We start from the raw sequence: 22,543 nt of genomic DNA, 5'->3' as shown, positions 1-22,543 counted from the left end.
GTGATCATGTCCAAGCGAAGTACCTATAAGCTCAAGGGCGCCGCACTGTGCGGCGCCCTGCTCGTCAGCGGCTGCGCCAACCAGATGCCCCAGCGCAGCGACCACGAGGAGCGCGTCGAGCGCAAACTGCTCGAACACACCCTGCAGATCGACGTTGGCGAGCCGAAGGTGATGGAGCTGCCGCAACGACGTGTACGCGTACATGAGCAGAAGCGTTTCGAGGTCACCGAGTTCGAGGTGACGCGCCACTACGACCGCTACACGCCTTACCAACCCTGGCGGGAAATCTACGAGATTCCGCTGGGCGCCGTGGCGGTTGTAGCAGGCGTGGGTGCCAACGTGGTCAACGTCTTCGCCTTGGGCAACCTGCCCCAGAGCATTACCCACGATTGGCTCAGTTATGGCGTGGACGGCCTTAATCCGTTCATGAACGTGCCTTCCAACGGCCGCGCCCAGCAGAACCTGGCAGGTATCAGCGAAGTGCAGAAAGCCAAGCGCGAAGAGGCCACGAGCATGCCGTGGAGCGAGCGCCTGGTGGAGGTCAAGGCCGGCAAGAACACTTATGAGCTGACCACCGACCGTGCGGGCATCCTGCGCCTGAACCTGCTCGACAGCCCCTTCTCGGAGCAGAACCTCAACCATGTCGGCACCTTGCATCTGCAAGTGGTCGATGAGGACAACGCCGTGCGCGGTGACGCCAGTTTGTTGATCAGCGCCACGCTGCGCAACAAGTTGCGCGAAGCTCACGAGCTGATTTTCGACGACCTCGAAGATGATGAGGTGAGCCAGTGGGTGCACCGAGTCAAGCGGCTGTCCGAGCTGGGCCTCGAGGAGGAAGCCAGTGAGTTGGAGCAGAGCCTGATCGAGCTGACGCGCAACGATCCCGAGTTGCAACAGGAGTTCTTGCAGTCCCTGACCAAGGCCACTGGCCGGCTGGTGGCTGATCCAGGGCATTGACGCCCGCCTGTGACTGACCCGCGCTGGACCCGTGAGGGGCTCAACGCGGGCAACTGAGCACTTTTCTTGCGAGCTATAGCGGCGGAAAAAGCTCCAGCTGTTCATGCGCACCGCGCAAGTCCCGCAATCTCACCCCTACACCTAGCAATCGCACAGGTTTACCACCGCGCGCGAACGCTTGCGCCACCAGCTGCCGGTAACTGTCCAAGTCCCTGCCGGCGCCTGCTTGCTCAAGGGTGGTCTGGGTAAAGTCATGGAACTTGACCTTGACGAAAGGCTTTTCCGGCCGGTAGGTGCTGTCCATCCGCTCGATGCGCTCGTTCAGGCTCTGCAGCAATTCCGGCAACCGTGCCAGGCAACTGGGCAAATCCGGCAGGTCGGTGTCGTAGGTATTCTCGACGCTGACCGACTGCCGCCGGCTGTCGTTTTGAACCACGCGATCATCGATACCACGCGCCAGTCCCCACAACCGCTCGCCAAAGGTGCCGAACTCTCGCACCAGCGCCAGGCGAGACCATTCACGCAACTGCGAGCAGGTCTCGATCCCCAGGCGGGTCAGCTTATCTGCTGTGACCTTGCCCACACCGTGCAGACGGGTGACCGGCAGCGTCGCCACGAACGCTTCTATTTCATCAGGCCTGATCACGAACAGGCCATTGGGCTTTCGCCAGTCGCTGGCGATCTTGGCAAGAAACTTGTTGGGCGCCACCCCGGCCGAGACGGTGATATGCAGGGTACGGGCCACGCGCCGACGGATGTCCTCGGCGATGCGTGTAGCGCTGCCGGCATACCATTGGCTTTCGCTGACATCCAGGTAGGCCTCGTCCAAGGACAGCGGCTCGATCAGGTCGGTGTAGTCACGAAAGATGGCATGTATCTCTCGAGAAGCCTCACGGTAAGCCTCGAAGCGAGGCTTGACGATCAACAGGTCCGGGCACAACTTGAGGGCGTGACGGGACGACATCGCGGAACGTACCCCGTAGGCACGCGCTTCATAATTGCATGTGGCGATGACCCCACGCCTTTCGGCCGACCCGCCCACTGCCATGGGGCGACCTGCAAGACGAGGGTCGTCGCGCATTTCGATGGCAGCATAAAAGCAGTCGCAGTCGACGTGAATGATCTTGCGCAGGGACATGGATGACCATAGGCACTGTAAATTCATACAGATAATAGCGCATGGTTTGGTGTTCAAACAGCATGGACATAGGTTAGACAGCGCCGGCGTTCACCGTAGGCGCGCTACCCCAGCCCACGTGCTACAAGGCTAAAGGTCTGAACAAAAAGGGCTTTTCACACTATTTGCTTGACACGGGGAAACAAATCCGTAGAATTCGATCTCACAGGCGCGGGATGGAGCAGCCTGGTAGCTCGTCGGGCTCATAACCCGAAGGTCGTCGGTTCAAATCCGGCTCCCGCAACCAGATTCGAGAAAAGGCCACTGTTAACGCAGTGGCCTTTTTCTTTGCGCGCGTGCAAAGCAATTCGAAAAAACCTCGTTAAATCAATGAGTAGCACTTGACACCACCTGCTAAGACTGTAGAATCCACCCCACAGACGCGGGATGGAGCAGTCTGGTAGCTCGTCGGGCTCATAACCCGAAGGTCGTCGGTTCAAATCCGGCTCCCGCAACCAACTTCAAGAAAAGGCCACTGTTAACGCAGTGGCCTTTTTCTTTGCCTGTCATACGGCGGCAGGATTAGCACGGATGCGCCCTGCCCTGTTCGAGTGTTGGCCGCGCGCTTCATTGAACACTTGACATCAATGGACTTCGCTGTACAATGCGCACCATCTGACGCGGGATGGAGCAGTCTGGTAGCTCGTCGGGCTCATAACCCGAAGGTCGTCGGTTCAAATCCGGCTCCCGCAACCATATTCGTCAGAACAAACCCCGCACGTAGCGATACGCGCGGGGTTTTTCGTTTCTACCTCCCTTACTTGCAAGCGATGCCTGCATGCCTTGGCGCACCCCCGATTAGCGGCTGGCGCTGCCCTTGCGTGGATGAACTATCTTTAACCCCTGCCGGGCTGTTATGCGCCCATGGCCGGAGTAATATTGGATACGTTTTCCAAAGGGACTTTCACTTGGCCGCGCCTCTTCTTCACCTCGTGCCTGACGCCCGGGGTAATTCATGACCGCTCAGAACCCTGAACCTACGGTGCCGCTGGCCACAGCGTTGCCCGGAGCCGTGCAGCGCCTGCCCTTGCTTGAACGGATAAGCCGCTATCGTCAGCCGATCGGGCTGGCGGTGACGCTGGTGCTGTTCACCATGGCCTTGATCGCCTGCCGCCACCTGCTGAGCGAGCTGGACATCTATGCCTTGCACGATGCCATGCTCGAAGTGCCGGTGCAGTCACTGCTTGGCGCGCTGCTGGCGACCGTGATCGGATTCGTGATTCTGCTGGGCTACGAGTGGTCAGCCAGCCGCTACGCTGGGGTCAAGCTACCTGCGCGAACGTTGATACTGGGCGGTTTCAGCGCCTTCGCCATCGGCAATGCCATCGGCCTGTCCATGCTGTCGGGCGGCTCGGTGCGCTACCGGCTGTATGCACGCCAAGGCGTGGGTGCGGGCGAGGTAGCGCGCATGACCGTCTTCGCGAGCCTTTCACTGGGTTGTGCACTGCCGCCGCTCGCAGCATTGGCCACCCTTAGCAATCTGCCCGCCGCTTCGGCTGCCCTGCGGTTGCCGCAAGGCTTGCTGGCCGGCATCGCGGTTGCCGTCCTGGCCGCCTGCGCACTGTTGGCGGTAGGCCTGTACCGCAAGCGGCTGGCCGAGCAGCCAGTGCCTGACAACCTGCTGGTGCAACTGGGTCGGCGTACGCTGCGACTGCCCGGCGCCCGGCTTACTGGCCTGCAGCTGCTGATCACGGCACTGGACGTCGCCGCCGCCGCTACCGTGCTCTACCTGCTGCTGCCCGAAGCACCCCCGTTCGGTGCCTTCGTACTGGTCTACCTCCTGGCGCTGGCCGCGGGCGTGCTCAGCCATGTACCGGGTGGCGTTGGTGTGTTCGAGGCCATCCTGCTGGCCGCCTTCGCCGATCAATTGGGCGCTGCGCCATTGGCGGCCGCGTTGCTGTTGTACCGCATCATCTATGTGGTGCTGCCGCTTCTGCTGGCCTGCGTGCTGCTGCTGGCCAACGAAGCCCGGCGCTTGCTGTTCGCGCGGCAGGCCATGAAGGCTGCCTCCGGGCTGGCAGCGCCTATCCTGGCCATCATGGTATTTCTCTCCGGGGTGGTACTGCTGTTTTCCGGCGCCACGCCCGAGATCGATACCCGCCTTGAGCACATGGGCTTTCTGATCCCTCATCGGCTGATCGATGCCTCCCACTTCGGCGCCAGCCTGATCGGCGTACTGTGCCTGCTGCTGGCCCAAGGCCTGCGTCGGCGCCTGTCGGCCGCGTGGCTGCTGACCACGGTGCTGTTGCTGGTGGGTGCATTGCTCTCGCTGCTCAAGGGGTTCGACTGGGAAGAAGCCTGCCTGCTGACCTTCACCGCCGCGCTCCTGGCCTTGTTCCGCCGCTCGTTCTATCGGCCCAGCCGTTTGATGGAGCTGCCGTTTTCGCCGGTGTACCTGGTGGCCAGCGCCTGCGCGGTGGGCGCCTCGGTGTGGCTGCTGTTGTTCGCCTACCAGGATGTGCCCTACAGCCATCAGCTGTGGTGGCAGTTCACCCTGGACGCCGATGCCCCCCGTGGGCTGCGTGCGGCGATGGGCAGTGCCTTGCTGCTCGCAGCGCTGGCGCTGACCTGGCTGCTGCGCACCGCACCGCCGGTGATCCACCTGCCCGATGAAGCCGAATTGCAACGTGCCCATCGCATTCTGCAGGCATCCGACCAGCCCGATGGCGGCCTGGCCCTGACCGGCGACAAGGCGCTGCTGTTCCATCCCAGGGACAACGCGTTCCTGATGTATGCCCGCCGTGGTCGCAGCCTGGTAGCGCTCTACGATCCGATCGGGCCGGCCCAGGAGCGTGCCGAGATGATCTGGCAGTTCCGCGACCTGTGCGACCTGCACCACGCCCGACCGGTGTTTTACCAGGTGCGTGCGCAGAACCTGCCGTTCTACATGGATATCGGCCTGACCGCCTTGAAGCTGGGTGAAGAAGCCCGTGTCGACCTGCGCCGCTTCGACCTCGACGCCAAAGGCAAGGAGATGAAAGACCTGCGCTACACGTGGAATCGAGGCGGCCGTGACGGGCTGAGCCTGGAAATCCATGAGCCAGGCCATGCGCCGCTGGCTGAGCTCAAGGAAATTTCCGATGCATGGCTAAGTGGCAAGAACGTTCGCGAAAAGGGTTTTTCGCTGGGCCGTTTCAGCCCGGATTATCTGCAACATTTCCGTATCGCCCTGATTCGTTTCCAGGGCCAACCTGTGGCCTTTGCCAACCTGCTCGAGACCCACAGCAACGAGTTAGCCAGCCTCGACCTGATGCGCGCACACCCGCAGGCGCCCAAGCTGACCATGGAGTTCATGATGGTCGGCTTGATCCTGCATTACAAAAGCCATGACTACGGCCGCTTCAGCCTGGGCATGGTGCCGCTTTCGGGGCTGCAACCACGGCGCGGTGCGCCCCTGACCCAGCGCCTGGGCTCGATGGTGTTCCGCCGTGGCGAGCAACTCTACAACTTCCAGGGGCTGCGCCGGTTCAAGGACAAGTTCCAGCCCGACTGGGAACCTCGCTACATGGCCGTGCCTGCCGGGCTCGACCCGCTGGTGGCTCTGGCCGACACTGCTGCCCTGATTGCCGGTGGCTTGACTGGATTGGTGAAACGCTGATGACCCGACGCTTTTGGCTTTACCTGTTGCTGACCCTGCTGCTGGCCGCCCTGGCCGGCGCCACGGCGTTCTGGTTCTGGACGCGCCCGGCGCCTGATGCACAGCTTGAGCAACTTCAAATCAACGATGCCAGCATCACCCGCGTCACCCCAGGCGTGCATCCTACTGCCTGGGTGGCGATCGGCGTACCGCAGGACCAGGCCCTGACCCACAAGCAACTGCTGGACCTTGCCCAGGCGGCCGAGGCGCAATTGGTGCAAGTGGTGCTGCCTGCCGGTGATTGCACCAAGCAGCAGCAAGCCATGGACACGGCCCTGGCCCAGTTGCCGAGCAAACCGACCCTGGTTGCCGGCATTGGCCCGGGTGCCACCCAAGCCTGGCGCTGGCTGGCCAGCCAGAACGACGACAAGGCCCGGGCCATTTCCGTGGGCTTTACGGTCGAGCAGCCAGGGTGCCAGGCCCCCTTGCCCAAGACCGCGCCCCACGGCCACTGGAGCGTGGCGTGGAACGATAACCCGGACGATGCCAGTGCGGCCTTCGTGCGCGACCAGAGCAATGCCGAAACCAGCATCAGCGACTATGACATCCACCTGCCGCAGGTGCTCAAGGCACAGCTGACCCAGGCCTTGGTGGGCCAGGATGGCAACGCATTGGCGATCCCCGTGGTCGAGGTACCTGCCGGTCAAACCACCGATACCGTCACGTTGTTCTTGTCCGGCGATGGTGGCTGGCGCGACCTGGACCGCGACGTGGCCGGCGAGATGGCCAAGCTGGGCTATCCGGTGGTGGGCATCGATACCCTGCGCTACTACTGGCAGCACAAGACACCGGAGCAGAGCGCTGCCGACCTGTCCGAACTGATGCATCACTACCGGCAGAAGTGGGGGACCAAGCGTTTCGTGCTGACGGGGTACTCGTTCGGTGCAGACGTACTGCCTGCCATCTACAACCGCCTGCCGGCGGAAGACCAGCAACGGGTGGACGCTGTCATGTTGCTGGCCTTTGCCCGCAGCGGCAGCTTCGAGATCGAAGTCGAAGGCTGGCTGGGCAAGGAAGGTCAAGAGGCACCCACCGGGCCTGAGATGGCCAAGCTGCCGGCTGCGAAAGTGGTGTGTGTGTACGGGGTGGAGGAAAGCGACGAAAGCGGCTGCACCGACAAGACCGCCGTGGGCGAACGCCTGAAACTGCCGGGCGGGCACCACTTCGATGAAAACTACCCGGCCTTGGCCAAGCGGCTGATCGATGAGATCGAGACGCGTCAGGGCAAGTCGAGCGTGGCTGAGCAGAACTGAGGGCTATTGGACGTACAGTTTGCAAGGGCCAGGTCGAGCGCTCGGCACTGATAGCGCGGATCGGGGGTTACCCAGCGCCCTGCATGACCTCATGCCGCGATAAGCTGCACAGCAGCCCCAAGATTTCAGCTTCGCAGCGCATATTGCCGGGGCCGCGCTGCGGCCCATCGCGGCACGAGGGCCGCTCCTACAAAGCCCTGTGAAGCTCCTGACTCAGGCGTTATGCGGTCAGTGTAGGGGCGGCCTCGCCGGGGCGCCGGACCGGCCGCGATGAGCTGCGCAGCAGCCCCAGTACCCTCGCGTCGCCGCAAACATCACCAGGCCCTAGGGGAATCCCCTCAGCCGCTCCCCTACCCTGTTTCAGATCTCAACCTGAGTCCCCAACTCGATCACCCGGTTGAGCGGCAGGTTGAAGAACCTCAAATTGCCGTTGGCATTCTTCAGCAAAAACGCGAACAGGTTGCCTCGCCAGCGCGACATGCCTTCAAGCCTGGAGGCGATCACGGTTTCGCGGCTGAGGAAGTAGGTGGTGCGCATGGGCGTGAAGTCCAGCTCGTCCAGGTGGCAGAGTTTCAGCGCCGCCGGCACGTCCGGCTCATCCATGAAGCCGAAATGCAGCACCACCCTGAAGAAGCCATCGCCATAGGCCTCGACCTCGAAGCGCTCCTGCTCAGGCACGCGGGGTCGATCTTCGCTGAGCACCGTCAGCAACACGACCTGGCTATGCAGCACCTGGTTGTGCAGCATGTTGTGCAGCAATGCATGGGGCACGGCATCCGAGCGCGCGGTGAGAAACACTGCCGTGCCCTCCACCCGATGCGGCGGCTGGATGCGAATACTGCTGATGAACAGCGGCAGTGGCAGCGCCCCTTCGTCTATACGTTCGACGAGAATTTGCTTGCCACGTTTCCAGGTGCTCATCAGCAGGAACAGCACACCGCCCGCCAGCACAGGGAAGGCCCCACCCTGGACGATCTTCGGAACGTTGGCGGCAAAGAACAGCCCATCGACGAACAAGAAGCCGAGCAGGAGCGGCACGGCCAGGACCGGTGGCCACTTCCACAGCAACAACATCACCGCCGCCACCAGAATGGTCGTCATCAACATGGTCCCGGTGACAGCCACGCCATAGGCTGCCGCCAGGGCGCCCGAGGACTCGAAGCCGATCACCAGCAGCACCACGCCCACCATCAACGTCCAGTTGACCGCCGCCACGTAGATTTGCCCTTGCTCGTCACTGGAGGTGTGCTGGATGTGCATACGCGGGATGTAGCCCAGCTGGATAGCCTGTCGGGTGAGCGAGAAGGCGCCGGAGATCACCGCCTGCGACGCAATGACGGTGGCCAGCGTGGCAAGGCCGACCAGCGGCAGCAAGGCCCAGCTAGGGGCCAACAGGTAGAACGGGTTGCGCGCGGCCTCGGGGTTTTGCAGCAGCATGGCGCCCTGGCCGAAGTAGTTGAGCACCAGTGCCGGCAGCACCAGGGCGAACCAGGCCCGTGCGATCGGCTTGCGGCCAAAATGCCCCATGTCGGCGTATAGGGCTTCGGCACCGGTCAGCGCCAGCACCACCGCGCCAAGGATGGCCACCCCCATGCCGGGGTGGACGATGAAGAAATTGACTGCCCAACCGGGGTTGAAGGCGCGCAGCACTTCAGGCGTCTGTGCGATGCCATGAACCCCCAGCGCGGCCAGCACCATGAACCAGATGACCATGACCGGGCCGAACAGCTTGCCGATCTTTTCAGTGCCATGGCGCTGCACCAGAAACAGCGCCACCAGCACCACCAGCGACACCGGGACCACCCAATGATCGATGCCATCGAAGGCCAGGCCCAGGCCCTCGACGGCCGAGAGCACCGAAACGGCCGGGGTGATCATGCTGTCGCCATAGAACAGCGAGGCACCGATCAAGCCGCAGATCACCATGAGGGTCCGCAGGCGCGGATGCGCCGCCGTGGCGCGCCGCGCCAGCGCGGTCAGGGCCATGGTGCCGCCCTCCCCCTGGTTGTCGGCACGCAGGATGAACACTACGTACTTGAACGACACCACCCACAGCAGCGACCAGAGGATCAACGACAGGATCCCCAGCACACCGTCGTGATTGACCTGCACCCCGTAACCGCCCGTGAACACTTCCTTCAAGGTATACAGCGGGCTGGTGCCGATATCGCCATAAACCACCCCGACCGCCGCCACCAGCAGGCCCAGCGACCGGGTCGCCCCCTGCTTCGCTGCGTGCCCGCCCTCGGCGTGACTGCTTGCCTGAACCATCGACCACTCCCGCAAAAGGCCCTCACGGCCACTGTTGTCAGCGTGCATGCCAGGTCGCCCATCCGGGCCTGGCGTAACGGCGCGAAGCATAGCGCAGCGTTCGTCGTATTTGTGCTGGTCAATCGACCCATCGCTCGCTAGAATTGCGCACTTTTTGATCAGAGGCGCCAAAAGCGCCCGTCAAGATCGCCCCCGATCACCGCTGGGCGACCTGTATTCAATGCCGAGGTTAGTCATGTCCACCACGCCCGCCACCCCCAAGGTCGGTTTCGTCAGCCTGGGTTGCCCCAAAGCCCTGGTCGATTCCGAGCGCATCCTGACCCAGTTGCGCATGGAAGGCTATGAAGTCGTGCCAACGTACGAGGATGCCGACGTGGTGGTGGTCAACACCTGCGGTTTCATCGACAGCGCCAAGGCCGAATCGCTCGAAGTGATCGGTGAAGCCATCAAGGAAAACGGCAAGGTGATCGTCACCGGCTGCATGGGTGTCGAGGAAGGCAGCATTCGCGATGTGCACCCAAGCGTGCTTTCGGTGACCGGTCCGCAGCAGTACGAGCAGGTGGTCAACGCCGTGCACGAAGTGGTGCCGCCGCGTCAGGACCACAACCCGCTGATCGACCTGGTGCCGCCGCAAGGGGTCAAGCTCACGCCGCGCCACTATGCCTACCTGAAGATTTCCGAAGGCTGCAACCACAGCTGCAGCTTCTGCATCATCCCGTCGATGCGTGGCAAACTGGTCAGCCGCCCGGTGGGCGAGGTGCTGAGCGAGGCCGAGCGCCTGGTCAAGGCCGGGGTCAAGGAAATTCTGGTGATTTCCCAGGACACCAGCGCCTACGGCGTAGACGTCAAGTACAAGACCGACTTCTGGAACGGCCGCCCGGTCAAGACCCGCATGCTCGAGTTGTGCGAGGCCCTGAGCAGCCTGGGTGCGTGGGTGCGCCTGCACTATGTGTATCCGTACCCCAATGTAGACGACGTGATCCCGTTGATGGCTGCCGGCAAGATCCTGCCGTACCTGGACATTCCGTTCCAGCACGCCAGCCCCAAGGTGCTCAAGTCGATGAAGCGCCCGGCCTTCGAAGACCGGACCCTGGCCCGCATCAAGCAGTGGCGCGAGCAGTGCCCGGAGCTGGTCATTCGTTCGACCTTCATCGTCGGCTTCCCAGGGGAAACCGAGGAAGACTTCCAGTACCTGCTGGACTGGCTGACCGAAGCCCAGCTCGACCGCGTGGGCTGCTTCCAGTATTCGCCCGTCGAAGGTGCACCGGCCAATGACCTGGGCCTGGCCGACGTCCCGGACGACATCAAACAGGATCGCTGGGACCGCTTCATGGCCCACCAGCAGGCCATCAGCGCCGCCCGCCTGCAGATGCGCATCGGCAAGGAAATCGACGTGCTCATCGATGAGGTCGAAGAGCAAGGCTCGGTGGGCCGCAGCTTCTTCGACGCGCCAGAAATCGACGGCAGTGTCTTCATCGATGGCAACCATGGCTTCAAGCCTGGCGACAAGGTGCGTTGCCGCGTGGTAGACGCCGACGAATACGACATGTGGGCAGAGCCCATCTGACAGGGCGCCACGCCGGCCTCCTGTCGCAGTGGCGCGGCCCGCCCCGGGTCGCGCCCTCCCCCAGCATCTATCCTTGGTTTGACGGCCACTGGAGCAGGGACCCGATGCATACCTTCTCGACCCTGGAAACGCCCCATCTCAGCGACTACCCCAAGCTGGTCAGCGTGTGGGAAAACGCGGTACGTGCAACGCACGCTTTCCTGCCCGAATACTACATCGTGCTGCTGCGCGACAAGGTGCTGCGGCGCTACCTGGACGCGGTGATGCTGGTCTGTGCCCGTGGGCCTGATCGCAGCATCCAGGGCTTTGTGGGTGTGGCGGGCGGGCGCATCGACATGTTGTTCGTGGACCCGCAATGGCATGGCCGGGGTATCGGCAAACAGCTGCTGCAGCATGCTGTGCAGGCGTTGGACGCCCTGACCCTCGACGTCAACGAGCAGAACACCCAGGCGCTGGGCTTTTATCTGCACCAGGGCTTCGAAATCGTGGGCCGTTCGCCCAAGGACGGCCTGGGCCAGCCGTATCCATTGCTGCACATGCGCCGACGCGGCACGGCCTGATTGACACAGATTCCCGCCCCTCGCCCGGCGGGAAGGGTACAATGCAGCCTTTCATTGCCTTTGCGAATCGTCGTCATGTCCGAACCCGTCCGTCTGTCCAAACGCCTTGTCGAGCAGCTTGGCTGCTCCCGCCGCGAGGCTGAGTTGTATATCGAAGGAGGCTGGGTGACGGTCGATGGCGTGGTGGTCGAGCAGCCGCAGTTCAAGGTCGAGCAGCAGCATGTGGAGCTGCTGCCCGGCGCGCGCGCCGAGAGCCTGGAGCCGGTTACGCTGTTGCTGCACCAAGCTGCGGGCATGGACACCGAAACCGCCCGGCTTGGCATGAGCATGACCAGCCTCAGCGAGGCCCATCGCGAAGGCGTGCGCCCCTTGCACGGGCATTTCACCCGCCAGGCTTGTATAGCACCGCTGGAACCGGGTGCCAGCGGCTTGCAGGTGTTTACCCAGGACTGGCGGGTTACCCGCAAGATCAACGCCGACCTGCGCAAGCTCGAACAGGAATTCGTCGTCCAGGTGCGCGGTGAAGCCAGTGCGCAGATGCTCGAGCGTCTGGCCCGCGGTGTGACCCGCAATGACCGCGAGTTGCCCAAGGCCAAGGCCAGCTGGCAGAACGAAACCCATTTGCGCCTGGTGCTGAAGAACCCGCAACCCGGCCAGATTTCCGAACTGTGCGCCTATCTGCGCCTGGAGTTGCTGGGCATGCGCCGCATACGCCTGGGTGGCGTTTCGATGGGCAAGCTGGCGCTGGGCCAATGGCGCTACCTGATGGGCACCGAACGTTTCTAAGTGAGATGCCGTGCGATGACGTGCGGCACAAGAACAGGATTTTGCAGCAATGAACCACAATGACGTCCTGCGCAGCCTGCGCTACATGTTGAAAGTCAATGACGCCAAGATGGCCGAGATCATCGGTTTGACCGGCCTGGACGTGAACCCTGTCGTCCTGGCGACCTATGTGAAGAAAGAAGAAGAGCAAGGCTTTGTGCGCTGCCCGGACCGGGTCATGGCGCACTTTCTTGACGGCCTGGTCATCTACCGTCGCGGCAAGGACGAAAGCCGTCCGGCACAACCTGTCGAGCTGCCGGTTACCAACAACCAGATCCTGAAGAAGCTGCGCGTGGCCTTCGAACTGAAGGAAGACGACCTGCACGCGATCTTGAAATCGGTCGATTTCCCCGTCAGCAAACCTGAGCTCAGCGCACTGTTTCGCAAGGCCGGCCATGACAACTACCGCCCGTGCGGCGACCAGTTGCTGCGCAATTTCCTCAAGGGCCTGACCCAGCGCGTGCACGGCTGAATGGTCATGCAGCATACGGTGGCGCCGGTGGGGATCGTGCGCTCCTGCTTCATGGAGAAGTTCGCCATTCCGCGCCAGCCGCAGCTGGCACCAGCCGCACGCGGTATGCTGGAACTGCTGCCACCCTTCGACCAACCCGAGGCAGTCGAAGGGCTGGATCAGGTCAGCCACGTCTGGCTGCTGTTTCTGTTCCACCAGGCCCTGGAAGAAAAACCCAGGCTCAAGGTGCGCCCACCGCGCCTGGGGGGCAACAAGAGCATGGGCGTGTTCGCCACCCGCGCCACTCACCGGCCCAACGGCATCGGCCAGTCGGTGGTGCGGCTGGAGAGTGTTGAACCTGGCCGCTTGCTGCTGTCAGGCATCGACCTGCTTGACGGCACGCCGGTGCTGGACATCAAGCCTTACGTACCCTATGCCGACAGTGTCGAGGGTGCCCATAACCACATGGCCAGCGCTGCGCCAGTCGCCATTCCCGTGCAGTGGGCCAACAGCGCCCTGCCCCAGGCCCGCGAGCATGCGTTGCGGCTGGGCGAGCCCCTGGTGGCACTGATCGAGCAATGCCTGGCGCAAGACCCACGGCCGGCCTATCAGGTGCCTGTGGCCGAACGGGTGTATGGAGTGAAGTTCTGGGATGTGCAGGTCAGGTGGCACTACCCGCAGACGGATGTGATCTGCGTGCTTGAGGTGGTGCTGGCTTGAAGGTGCAATAGGGCCGCACCTGGAGGTTGTGCTGCCGCCATCGGCCGCAGGCACGAACTGCCGCCCATGAAAAAGGCGACCCGTCGGGTCGCCTTTTTTTGTGCCGTTACGTTGCGATCAACGCGCAGGACCTTCGGCAACGCCCAGGTCATCGGTTGGACGGGTGTCGATCAGCGGACCGCCACCGGAAGCCAACTCCGACGCCAGCGTGTCGTTGTCCATCTCCTTGACCCACTTGGCCACGACCACGGTGGCAACGGCGTTGCCCACCAGGTTGGTCAAGGCACGTGCTTCGGACATGAAGCGGTCGATACCCAGGATCAGGGCCAGGCCGGCAACCGGCAAGTGGCCAACAGCCGACAGCGTGGCCGCCAGTACGATGAAGCCCGAACCGGTAACACCGGCGGCGCCTTTGGAAGCGACCAGCAGCACCAGCAGCAGGGTGATCTGGTGGGTGATGTCCATCGGGGTGTCGGTGGCCTGGGCGATGAACACCGCAGCCATGGTCAGGTAGATCGAGGTGCCGTCCAGGTTGAACGAATAACCGGTCGGGATGACCAGGCCTACCACGGACTTCTTGGCACCCAGGCGCTCCATCTTGGCCAGCATGCGCGGCAGCGCGGACTCGGACGAGGAGGTGCCCAGCACGATCAGCAGTTCTTCACGGATGTAGCGGATCAGCTTGAGTACGCTGAAACCGTGGGCGCGGCAGATGCCACCGAGCACCACCAGCACGAACAGCAGGCAGGTGATGTAGAAGCACGCCATCAGGTAGCCGAGCTGCACCAGCGAGCCCACGCCGTACTGGCCGATGGTGAAGGCCATGGCGCCGAAGGCACCGATCGGGGCCAGCTTCATGATCATGTTGATGATGTTGAACATGACATGGGCGAAGCGATCGATCATGTCCAGGAACGGCTTGCCGTAGCTGCCCAGGCGATGCAGGGCGAAGCCGAACAGCACCGAGAACATCAGTACTTGCAGGATGTCGCCGTTGGCGAAGGCACCGACCACGGTATTGGGGATGACGTTGAGCAGGAAGCCTACGGTGGTCTGCTGCGCGCCGGCGGCAGCATAGGCGGCCACGCTGCTGGCATTGAGGGTGCTGACGTCGATGTGCATGCCCGCGCCGGGCTTGACCACGTTGACCACCACCAGGCCGATGATCAGCGCGATGGTGGAGACGATTTCGAAATACAGCAACGCATAGCCGCCCGTCTTGCCGACGGATTTCATGCTCTGCATGCCGGCGATACCGCTGACCACGGTGCAGAAGATGATCGGGGCGATGACCATCTTGATCAGTTTGACGAAGCCATCACCCAAGGGTTTGAGGGCAACACCCGTTTCCGGGTAGTAATGGCCGAGCAGAATACCGATGGTGATGGCAACCAACACCTGGACATACAGGGATTTGTAAAGCGGCTGACGTGTCGTCATGGCTGTTTTTCCTCAAGTGTGCCGCGCCACCCTGTTCCAGGGGTGCAGCACCTGAATCGCTAACCCTCCTGCACTTGGAGGGATTTGTCGTTGTGGTAGAGCTGCCTGTTGAGGCCTCTGCCAATAGCGATAGCAAGGGTGATGCCAAAATGCCCAAACCGGGTGCAGGCTGGGCTATTGCTGGCTTTCCATGCCCAACGGCGGGGCGAAACCTGAGCAAGGGTGGCGGGTTTCCGCCCGCTGGCGGAACTGGAGCGGCCCAGATGGCGGAAAACCGCCTGGGCTCATTCCAGATTGAAGGTGATACGGAAGGCGGCGCCACCAAGCGTCGAGTCATCGAGGCTCAGTTCGGCATCGTAGCTGTCGATGATGTCCTTCACCACAGCCAGGCCAATGCCTTGCCCCGGGTGCTGGCTGTCCAGCCGCTCGCCGCGCTCCAGAATGCGCTGGCGCTGATCGGCGGGCACGCCTGGGCCGTCATCTTCGATACACAGGGTCAGCCGTCCGGCTTCTCTGAACAGGCTTACCCTTATCTGGCCCAGGCTCAGGCGGTAGGCGTTTTCCAGAAGGTTACCCAGCAGTTCGAGCAATGCGCCCTGCTCCACGGGCACCCGTGCCTGGTCTGGCACCTGCAAGGTCACCTCCACGTGCTTGTCGCGATAGACCTTGGCCAGCGTGCTGCACAGGCTGTCGAGCAAGGGGCGTAGCACCACGCTATGGCGCACCAGGCCGCTCTTGCGCAGGCTGGCGCGTTGCAGTTGATAGTCGATCTGCTGGCTCATGCGTTCGATCTGGCTCTGCAGGACCCTGGCCTGCTCGCGCTCGCCGTTGTGCTGCTGCAGGCTTTCGCCCACCCCCTGCAACACGGCCAAGGGCGTCTTCAGGCTGTGCGCCAGGTCGTCCAGCGAGTCCCGGTAACGCTGGCGTTGCTCGCGCTCGCTTTGCAGCAGGCGGTTCAGCGAACCGGTCAGGCGCAGCAGTTCGCGGGGGTGCTGGGTACTCAGGCCGTCCCGCGCGCCGGATTCCAGATCGTCGAGCTCGCGGCTGAGCCGGCGCAGCGAGCGCAACCCCCAGGTCAACCCTGCCCAGAGCAGCGCCAGCAGTGCCAGCAAGGCAGCGCCGAAGCCCAGGTAGAGTTTTTCACGCAGGCCGTCGAGGGTGCGCTGGTAGTCGCGTACTGGCTGCAGGGCCACGATGCTGAAGGCAGCACTCTTGCCGCCCAGCAGCTTTATCTCGACGTCATAGACGAAGAATTCCTCACCGTTGGCCTGGTGGATGCGGGCGAACTCGTTTCCGCGGCCATCGTAGCGAGGCTGGTAGTTGATGTTCTGCGCTGCCGTGGCCCGGGACTGCCAGACCAGGTGGCCACTGCGGTCGAAGATGTACCCCAGCAGGCCGGTATAGGGCAGGTTGAAGCGCTCGTCAGGCAACAGCGCCGGCATCTGCAGCTGCCCGTTTTCGATACGCGCCGCCGAGATCAGTGTAGTCACGTCCGAGGCTAGGCGTTGCTCGATCGATTCCTGCAAGGCAAGGCTGAAGGCTTTCTGCAAGGCTGGCAGCAGCGCCAGCATGAACAGCACCGCCAACACGGCAGCGGCCAGCATCAGGCGCACGCGCAGGGATCGAATCATCGGCAGCGCTCGGTGAACAGGTAGCCAAGCCCGCGCACGGTATCGATGGGCTTGAAGCCGCATTCGCCTTCGAGCTTGCGCCGCAAGCGCCCGATGAGCACTTCGATGACGTTCGGATCACGCTCTTCATCGCCAGGGTAGAGCTGCTCCATCAGGCGATCCTTGGCCACCACCTGCTGGTGATGACGCATCAGGTACTCAAGGATGCGGTATTCATAGGCGGTCAGGCCCAGTGGCTGCTCGTCGAGCGTGGCCTGCTTGCGATTGAGGTCCAGGACCAACGGGCCGGCGGCGATGGTTGACTGGGTAAAGCCGCTGGAGCGGCGCAGCAGCGCATTGAGGCGCGCCTCCAGTTCTTCGAACTGGAACGGCTTGACCAGGTAGTCGTCGGCGCCAGCGGCCAGCCCTTCGACCTTGTCCTGCCAGTTGCCGCGGGCAGTGAGGATGAGGATGGGGAAGGTCTTGGCCTGGTTGCGCAGGCGCGTGATCAGCTCCAGACCACTGATGCCCGGCAGCCCCAGGTCGACCACTGCCAGGTCGAAGTGGTACTGCTCGGCCTGGTACAACGCCTCCTCGGCATTGGCGACCGCCTCGACCACGTGGCCACTTTCCCCCAGGCGGGTATAGAGGTGATGGCGAAGCAAGGCTTCGTCCTCGACCACCAGCAGTTTCATGTGCAGCTCCTTGATGGATGTGCCTGTACGGTGCCCAATGCTGACAAGCCAGCCCCACCGCGTGCGCCTACCGGCCCGATGGCCCAGCATGGCACTGGTTGGAGCTGGCTTGCCAGACCTGGGTCGCTACAGGATAACGCGACGGGCAGGTCAGAACTTGTAGGAAGCCGCCAGATAGGTCTGCGCGCTGCTACTCAGGCGCAATGTACCGGCCTTCGGCGCGCCGTGGGGGCTGACTTCGGTGGCGGCATTGGTGCGCAGGTAACGGTAGCCCAGTTCGACCGAGGCCTTGTCGGTAATGTCCTGGATGACGCCTGCCTGCAGGCCGTAGGCGTAACCGTAGTCGGTGTCGCGGCTCAGGCCTGGCGATTCCTGGGACAGCTTGGTCATGCCCAGGGTACCGCCGCCGAACAGCTTGGTGGTATCGCCTACGGGCAGGAACAGGTCATAGCTGCCCAGCAGGTTTTCCTGGCGAAGTTTCAAGCCGCTGTGGTCACCGGAGACGTTGTCGTAGGTCATGTAGTAGCGACCTTGGTCATTGATACGGCCCAGGCGCACGCCCCAGGTACCGTCCTTGGCGATCACGCCGTCGGTGTTGAGGTGGTCGGTGTTGCGCTGCAGCAGGCCTGACTTGCGAACCTTGTCGCTGGTCTGGCCGTAGGTGAGGCTGGCGAAGTTTTCGTCGGCCGCCTGGGCGCTGGTCATGCCAGCGGCGCAGACGGCTACGGCGGCAAGCAGGGTGTTGAATGTTTTCATGGTGAGGTTACTCCAGTCGAGTGCGCTGTTGAGGTCTGGAAGCTAGAGTAAGCAGGGCACACTGAACCTCGACTGAACCCCTGCTGAACATTGACTGAACGAACCGATCGCAATCCAGGAGTAGTCACCATGCGCGCCTTGCTGGCCTTGACCTTGATGTGTACCGCCGCCTTCGCCCAGGCGGCGGTACAGACCCGCGAGATTCCTTATCAGGATGCCGACGGCAACCGGCTGGTGGGCTATTACGCCTATGACGACGCCGTCACCGGCAAGCGGCCTGGCATCGTGGTGGTGCATGAGTGGTGGGGGCTCAATGACTACGCCAAACGGCGCGCCCGGGACTTGGCAGCGCTGGGCTACAACGCCCTGGCCATCGACATGTACGGTGACGGCAAGCACACCGAGCACCCTCAAGACGCCCAGGCGTTCATGGCGGCAGCACTCAAGGACCCCAAGGCTGCTGCCAGGCGTTTCGACGCCGGGCTGGCGTTGCTCAAGCTGCAGCCCAACACCAACAAGCATGACCTGGGCGCTGTGGGGTACTGCTTTGGCGGCAAGGTGGTACTCGATGCCGCCAGGCGCGGCGAGAAGCTTGACGGGGTGGTGAGTTTCCATGGCGCCCTGGCTACCGCTACTCCAGCAAAGCCTGGGGTGGTGAGGGCGGCGATTCTGGTGGAGCACGGCGCGGCAGATAGCATGGTGACGGCCGAACAAGTGCAGGCCTTCAAGGCGGAGATGGACGCGGCGAAGGTGAATTACCGCTTCGTCAGCCTCGATGGGGCCAAGCACGGGTTCACCAACCCTGATGCCGACCGACTGAGCCATGGGGATCACGGCGGCCCGGACATTGGTTATGACAAGGCAGCCGACGACCGCTCCTGGGCAGACATGCAGGCGTTCTTCAAGCAAGTGTTCAATGAGTGATCACACGGGGCAGCCATGATGGGATGCCAGCGCTCACCGTGACAGGTAGGCAACACTGGGCGCGTCTTCATGCTTGTGTTGAAAACTTCGCCCATGTGCCGGGCAGCATCGCCCTGCACCTCCCGCAACCTGTGCTCAGCTGGCACAATACCGCGCATGACTACCCTTCCTGCCTGCTGTACCTCGCTTCGGCAACACTGGCCCTTGCCCCGCCCCCTGCCTGGCGCGGTGCTGGTCAGTTGCGCCTTCGACCCCACAAGCATTACCCCGGACGATTTCGCGCGTGCTGGCATCGTACCCAGTGCGGGCCTGCTACGTTCAGTCGCCAAGCGCCAGGCTGAATATGTCGCCGGACGGGTATGCGCGCGTGCTGCATTGCAGCAGTTGGATGGCCGGGACTACGTGCCCACCACCCACCAAGACCGCTCCCCCATCTGGCCTGCCGGTATCCGGGGCTCGATTACCCACGGTAAAGGCTGGGCGGCGGCGGTGGTTGCCGCCCAAAGCAGCTGTCGCGGGCTGGGGCTGGATCAGGAAGCGCTGCTCGATGACGAGCGCGCCGAGCGCCTGATGGGCGAGATCCTCACGCCGATGGAGCTGGAGCGCCTGGACCACCGGCAATTGGGCCTGGCCGTGACCCTGACCTTCTCGCTGAAGGAAAGCCTGTTCAAGACGCTCTACCCCCTCACTGGTCAGCGCTTTTACTTCGAACATGCCGAGCTGCTCGAATGGTCCGCTGAAGGGCTGGCCACGCTGCGCCTGCTCACCGACCTGTCCGCCCAATGGCGCAAGGGCGATCAATTGCAGGGGCAATTCTGCCTGCAGGACGGCCATTTGCTGAGCCTGGTCAGCGCCTGAGGCCTACAACGGCGCCTGTTGCCGCGGCCAGGCGAGGCTGAAACAGGCGCCTCCCAGGGCCTTGCCATGGCCTACCGTGGCACGGCCTGCGTGCCAATAGATGATACGGCGCACGATCGACAAACCCAGGCCATGGCCACCGGAGGCCCGGGTCCGGCTGTCGTCCAGGCGCATGAACGGCGTGAAGATGCGGTCCCACACCCCTTCCGGGATGCCTGGGCCGTCATCTTCCACATCGATACGGCAGACCTGCGGGCCTAGCTGGTAGCGCACGCGCACCTCATGCTCGGCATGGCGCAGGGCATTGCTCACCAGATTCTGCACGGCGCGGTGCAGGTAGCGGGGTTCTGCCTCGACCCAGGAGGTCTCGCCTTCGACGCCCTGGCAATCGCCTCGCAGCAGGCGTATCTCACGGCGCAGTGGAGCCAATTCGGCAATGACCTGATCGAGTAAGGCATCCAGGTCGATACGCTGGAATGTCAGCGCCGGGGCGCCCTGCTCGAGGCGCGCGTAGGTGAGCATTTCGTCGACCAGCTTGTCCAGGTCCTGGATGTCGCCGTCCATGCCGGCAAGGTGCTTGGCGCGGGCCTGCTCGGTGGCGGCGCTTTCGACCATTTCCAGACCGAAGCGCAAGCGGGCCACGGGGGTGCGCAGCTCGTGCGACACGGCACGCACCAGCTCGCGCTGCATGGACAGCGAGCGCTGCAAGTGCTCGGCCATGCCATTGAATGCAGCGGCCAGGCGCCCGACCGAGTCGGCATCGCCTGCGGGGACGCGTGTGTCCAGGCTGCCCTGGGCGATGCCCGCCGCGGCCAGCGCCAGGCCGGACACGCGCCGCTCCAGTTGGCGCACCAGCAGGTAGACCACCAGGCCAATCAGGCTCAGCCCAACCAGGGTGATCAATACCAGCAACTGGGGTGGGTAAGGGTTGAGCTGGTGCAAGGGCCCGATCTCCAGTACCCACGGCGAGCCGGAGAGCCCGGCGAACACGCGTATGGAATCGCCATCCATGCCCAGCGCCATCACCGTGTCACCCTCCTCCACCCGGCGCCGCTGATCGTCATCCAGGCTGGCCCGCTCGATGCGCTGCAGGGCAACCCCGAACCCGAAGCCCTTGTCGCGCTTGATCTGCTCCAGGCGCTGCTGCTGTTCGGTCACCGGGTAACGCACCAACTCGTCGGCCAGCAAGTAGAGGGTCGCGCGGGCCAGTTGCTCGCTGATCTGCCTGACCTGGGCGACCAGCAGCAGGTCCTGCTGCCCTACCCTGCGCAACACCCGAGCCGCATGCGGGCCGGTCTTTTCGACCACCACGAGGCTGCGGTACAGGCGCGCGCGTTGTGTGCCATCGAGGGCGAAGGCCGACATGGGCTGCAATTGCAGCGGCACCCCCAGCAGCCGCCCCCACAGCAGCAGGGAACGCTTGCGCTCGGTGTCGCTCTGCAAGGCCAGGTTGTCTGCCATGAGGCTGAACGTGCCTTGGGCCAGGCCCTCGCGATGCTGGGCGGCACGTACTTCGTTGACCAGGTGCAGGCTGAGCACCCCCAGCAGCGCCACCAGCACCAGCACCGCCAGCATGCCGCCGTAAATGCGCAGGAAAATGGAGTTCACGGGCATTGGCCCACAAACAGATAGCCTTTGCTGCGCAGGGTCTTGATCAACCGGGGTTGGATGGGGTCGTCGCCGATGCGAGGGCGGATGCGGGAAATGCGTATGTCGATGGAGCGGTCCTGGCCGTCATAGCCGACACCGCGCAGCGCCGTGGATATCTGTTCGCGGGTCAGTACCTTGCCAGCGTTGCTGGCCAGCAGCCACAGCAGGTCGAATTCGGCGCCCGTAAGCTCGATCTGCCGCTCGCCGAGCCACGCCTCACGCACCCGGCTGTCGATGCGCAGCGCGCCGAAGGTCAGGTCCTGGCGCTTGCCCGCAGGCGCCTCGCTGCGACGCAGCAGGGCCTGGATGCGCGCCAGCAACAGCCGGGGGCGTACGGGCTTGCACACGTAGTCGTCTGCGCCGATGTCCAGCCCTTGCACCTGATCCAGCTCGTCGGTGCGTGCCGTGAGCATCAGGATGGGCCCAGGGTATCGGCTGCGCACGCGGCGACAGATGCTCATGCCATCTTCCCCCGGCAACATCACATCCAGCATGACCAGGTCCGGCTGGGTATCGATGATGCGTCGCGCTGCACGCGCACCATCGCCCTCGACACTGACCGCGTACCCTTGGGCGCTCAGGTATTCGGCGGTCAGCTCGGCCAGACGCTGATCGTCTTCGACAATGAGGATGCGCGGTGGCGTTGGATCCATGGCGTAGGGCCTGTTGGTGCTGTTTTTCCCTGGATAGTACGACCAGCGCCCTGCCGAGCCAACCCACTGGATGGTTCTGCGGACAAAGATCCGAGTGCGTTGGCAGCCCCTGAAAAAAACTGCCCAGCGGCAAGCAGACGCAGAAAAATACTTCAAACCAGTGGGCACAAGGCCTACAGCGAATACTTACGTTTCACTCACAAAGTACCCACAAGATATCCACAGCCGCTCGCCTTGCAAACACCCCCATACCGCATTATCTTGTATCGCGATCGCGACGAACCACTAGATATAGGGGTTCGCGCAAAATCACTTACAAAAGTCAACCCGCAAAATCATCGGATTTTTCGGCTGAACTTACGGTGGTTTCAGCAGCCAAACCGCTCCTGCGGAGGCGACCGAGGCAAGCCCTGCCAGGGCCTTGTTCGGGCATGGGTGCACCAGGCGAGCCTGGCACTCATCAGCAACAGATTCCGGCAACCCGGAACTTTTGACTTCGGCCAGGGAGCGGCAAGCCATTGCCCTTATTCCTGAGTCTG

General features: G+C 63.2%; 18 protein-coding genes and 3 tRNA genes. 13 read left to right on the top strand and 8 right to left on the bottom strand.

Annotation, left to right across the window (positions count from 1 at the left end):
• Positions 1-6: 6 nt before the first annotated feature.
• Positions 7-957, top strand: a complete 951-nt coding sequence (locus tag FS777_RS08355; protein WP_058604321.1) for a hypothetical protein — start codon at positions 7-9, stop codon at positions 955-957.
• Positions 958-1,030: 73 nt separating this feature from the next.
• Here the strand turns inward: FS777_RS08355 and dinB are convergent, their stop codons facing one another.
• Positions 1,031-2,089, bottom strand: coding sequence for a DNA polymerase IV (gene dinB / locus FS777_RS08350; RefSeq protein ID WP_372239215.1), 1,059 nt, complete (start codon positions 2,087-2,089; stop codon positions 1,031-1,033).
• A gap of 215 nt (positions 2,090-2,304) precedes the next feature.
• Here dinB and FS777_RS08345 point away from each other — a divergent pair.
• From FS777_RS08345 to FS777_RS08325, 5 genes are all read left to right on the top strand, one after another.
• Positions 2,305-2,381 (top strand) — tRNA-Met (locus tag FS777_RS08345).
• A gap of 134 nt (positions 2,382-2,515) precedes the next feature.
• Positions 2,516-2,592 (top strand) — tRNA-Met (locus FS777_RS08340).
• A 161-nt stretch (positions 2,593-2,753) separates the two neighbouring features.
• Positions 2,754-2,830 (top strand) — tRNA-Met (locus FS777_RS08335).
• A gap of 259 nt (positions 2,831-3,089) precedes the next feature.
• A complete protein-coding gene (gene mprF, locus FS777_RS08330; protein ID WP_145254973.1) occupies positions 3,090-5,732 on the top strand; it encodes a bifunctional lysylphosphatidylglycerol flippase/synthetase MprF in 2,643 nt (880 codons plus the stop codon).
• On the top strand, positions 5,732-7,024 hold the full coding sequence (locus tag FS777_RS08325; protein WP_058638512.1) for a virulence factor family protein: 1,293 nt from the start codon (positions 5,732-5,734) through the stop codon (positions 7,022-7,024). The genes mprF and FS777_RS08325 overlap by 1 nt, the downstream gene beginning before the upstream one ends.
• A 360-nt stretch (positions 7,025-7,384) precedes the next feature.
• Here the strand turns inward: FS777_RS08325 and FS777_RS08320 are convergent, their stop codons facing one another.
• Positions 7,385-9,295 (bottom strand): potassium transporter Kup, encoded by a 1,911-nt coding sequence (locus FS777_RS08320; RefSeq protein ID WP_145254971.1) that lies wholly within the window; start codon positions 9,293-9,295, stop codon positions 7,385-7,387.
• A gap of 235 nt (positions 9,296-9,530) precedes the next feature.
• On the opposite strand from FS777_RS08320, the gene rimO reads away from it, so the two are divergent.
• The 5 genes from rimO to tsaA all read left to right on the top strand — a co-directional run bounded on the left by rimO (position 9,531) and on the right by tsaA (position 13,418).
• Positions 9,531-10,862 carry a 30S ribosomal protein S12 methylthiotransferase RimO gene (rimO, locus tag FS777_RS08315; protein WP_058604326.1) on the top strand — a complete coding sequence of 444 codons (1,332 nt, stop codon included), beginning with the start codon at positions 9,531-9,533 and terminating at the stop codon, positions 10,860-10,862.
• A gap of 104 nt (positions 10,863-10,966) precedes the next feature.
• Positions 10,967-11,422, top strand: coding sequence for a GNAT family N-acetyltransferase (locus tag FS777_RS08310; protein WP_058638513.1), 456 nt, complete (start codon positions 10,967-10,969; stop codon positions 11,420-11,422).
• A gap of 75 nt (positions 11,423-11,497) precedes the next feature.
• Positions 11,498-12,208, top strand: a complete 711-nt coding sequence (locus FS777_RS08305) for an rRNA pseudouridine synthase (protein ID WP_058638514.1) — start codon at positions 11,498-11,500, stop codon at positions 12,206-12,208.
• Between the two features lie 49 nt (positions 12,209-12,257).
• A complete protein-coding gene (locus FS777_RS08300) occupies positions 12,258-12,719 on the top strand; it encodes a DUF1456 family protein (protein WP_058604329.1) in 462 nt (153 codons plus the stop codon).
• A 6-nt stretch (positions 12,720-12,725) separates the two neighbouring features.
• On the top strand, positions 12,726-13,418 hold the full coding sequence (tsaA, locus tag FS777_RS08295) for a tRNA (N6-threonylcarbamoyladenosine(37)-N6)-methyltransferase TrmO (RefSeq protein WP_145254968.1): 693 nt from the start codon (positions 12,726-12,728) through the stop codon (positions 13,416-13,418).
• 117 nt (positions 13,419-13,535) lie between these two features.
• Here tsaA and FS777_RS08290 read toward each other — a convergent pair whose 3' ends face one another.
• From FS777_RS08290 to FS777_RS08275, 4 genes are all read right to left on the bottom strand, one after another.
• Entirely contained in the window at positions 13,536-14,858 is a 1,323-nt protein-coding gene (locus FS777_RS08290; RefSeq protein WP_058604330.1) for a dicarboxylate/amino acid:cation symporter, read from the bottom strand.
• 284 nt (positions 14,859-15,142) lie between these two features.
• Positions 15,143-16,489, bottom strand: a complete 1,347-nt coding sequence (locus FS777_RS08285) for an ATP-binding protein (protein WP_058638515.1) — start codon at positions 16,487-16,489, stop codon at positions 15,143-15,145.
• The gene (locus FS777_RS08280) at positions 16,486-17,163 is read right to left on the bottom strand and encodes a response regulator (RefSeq protein WP_023536231.1); all 678 of its coding nucleotides are present in this window, start codon (positions 17,161-17,163) and stop codon (positions 16,486-16,488) included. The genes FS777_RS08285 and FS777_RS08280 overlap by 4 nt, the downstream gene beginning before the upstream one ends.
• A 150-nt stretch (positions 17,164-17,313) precedes the next feature.
• Positions 17,314-17,919, bottom strand: coding sequence for an outer membrane beta-barrel protein (locus FS777_RS08275; RefSeq protein WP_023536250.1), 606 nt, complete (start codon positions 17,917-17,919; stop codon positions 17,314-17,316).
• Between the two features lie 129 nt (positions 17,920-18,048).
• Between FS777_RS08275 and FS777_RS08270 the strand changes: the two genes are divergently transcribed.
• Together FS777_RS08270 and FS777_RS08265 are read left to right on the top strand one after the other, a co-directional pair.
• Positions 18,049-18,843, top strand: coding sequence for a dienelactone hydrolase family protein (locus tag FS777_RS08270; RefSeq protein WP_058604332.1), 795 nt, complete (start codon positions 18,049-18,051; stop codon positions 18,841-18,843).
• 156 nt (positions 18,844-18,999) lie between these two features.
• Positions 19,000-19,701: a 4'-phosphopantetheinyl transferase gene (locus tag FS777_RS08265; protein ID WP_058638517.1), complete on the top strand. Its 702-nt coding sequence runs from the start codon at positions 19,000-19,002 to the stop codon at positions 19,699-19,701.
• Positions 19,702-19,704: 3 nt separating this feature from the next.
• Here FS777_RS08265 and FS777_RS08260 read toward each other — a convergent pair whose 3' ends face one another.
• A complete protein-coding gene (locus FS777_RS08260; RefSeq protein WP_182139888.1) occupies positions 19,705-21,276 on the bottom strand; it encodes an ATP-binding protein in 1,572 nt (523 codons plus the stop codon).
• Between the two features lie 29 nt (positions 21,277-21,305).
• On the bottom strand, positions 21,306-22,004 hold the full coding sequence (locus tag FS777_RS08255) for a response regulator transcription factor (RefSeq protein ID WP_058638519.1): 699 nt from the start codon (positions 22,002-22,004) through the stop codon (positions 21,306-21,308).
• Between the last annotated feature and the right edge of the window lie 539 nt (positions 22,005-22,543).

This window comes from Pseudomonas sp. DE0157 (assembly GCF_007678615.1).
GTDB lineage: Bacteria > Pseudomonadota > Gammaproteobacteria > Pseudomonadales > Pseudomonadaceae > Aquipseudomonas > Aquipseudomonas parafulva_B.
This window is presented reverse-complemented; position numbering and strand designations above follow the sequence as displayed.

Excerpts from the sequence above, each read along its gene's own strand:
- FS777_RS08270 (WP_058604332.1), top strand. The coding sequence starts at position 18,049 with ATGCGCGCCTTGCTGGCCTTGACCTTGATGTGTACCGCCGCCTTCGCC.
- tsaA (WP_145254968.1), top strand. The coding sequence starts at position 12,726 with ATGCAGCATACGGTGGCGCCGGTGGGGATCGTGCGCTCCTGCTTCATG.
- FS777_RS08305 (WP_058638514.1), top strand. The coding sequence starts at position 11,498 with ATGTCCGAACCCGTCCGTCTGTCCAAACGCCTTGTCGAGCAGCTTGGC.
- mprF (WP_145254973.1), top strand. The coding sequence starts at position 3,090 with ATGACCGCTCAGAACCCTGAACCTACGGTGCCGCTGGCCACAGCGTTG.
- FS777_RS08355 (WP_058604321.1), top strand. The coding sequence starts at position 7 with ATGTCCAAGCGAAGTACCTATAAGCTCAAGGGCGCCGCACTGTGCGGC.
- FS777_RS08275 (WP_023536250.1), bottom strand. The coding sequence starts at position 17,919 with ATGAAAACATTCAACACCCTGCTTGCCGCCGTAGCCGTCTGCGCCGCT.
- FS777_RS08325 (WP_058638512.1), top strand. The coding sequence starts at position 5,732 with ATGACCCGACGCTTTTGGCTTTACCTGTTGCTGACCCTGCTGCTGGCC.
- rimO (WP_058604326.1), top strand. The coding sequence starts at position 9,531 with ATGTCCACCACGCCCGCCACCCCCAAGGTCGGTTTCGTCAGCCTGGGT.
- FS777_RS08285 (WP_058638515.1), bottom strand. The coding sequence starts at position 16,489 with ATGATTCGATCCCTGCGCGTGCGCCTGATGCTGGCCGCTGCCGTGTTG.
- FS777_RS08300 (WP_058604329.1), top strand. The coding sequence starts at position 12,258 with ATGAACCACAATGACGTCCTGCGCAGCCTGCGCTACATGTTGAAAGTC.
- FS777_RS08255 (WP_058638519.1), bottom strand. The coding sequence starts at position 22,004 with ATGGATCCAACGCCACCGCGCATCCTCATTGTCGAAGACGATCAGCGT.
- FS777_RS08265 (WP_058638517.1), top strand. The coding sequence starts at position 19,000 with ATGACTACCCTTCCTGCCTGCTGTACCTCGCTTCGGCAACACTGGCCC.
- FS777_RS08310 (WP_058638513.1), top strand. The coding sequence starts at position 10,967 with ATGCATACCTTCTCGACCCTGGAAACGCCCCATCTCAGCGACTACCCC.
- FS777_RS08290 (WP_058604330.1), bottom strand. The coding sequence starts at position 14,858 with ATGACGACACGTCAGCCGCTTTACAAATCCCTGTATGTCCAGGTGTTG.
- FS777_RS08260 (WP_182139888.1), bottom strand. The coding sequence starts at position 21,276 with ATGCTGGCGGTGCTGGTGCTGGTGGCGCTGCTGGGGGTGCTCAGCCTG.
- FS777_RS08280 (WP_023536231.1), bottom strand. The coding sequence starts at position 17,163 with ATGAAACTGCTGGTGGTCGAGGACGAAGCCTTGCTTCGCCATCACCTC.
- FS777_RS08320 (WP_145254971.1), bottom strand. The coding sequence starts at position 9,295 with ATGGTTCAGGCAAGCAGTCACGCCGAGGGCGGGCACGCAGCGAAGCAG.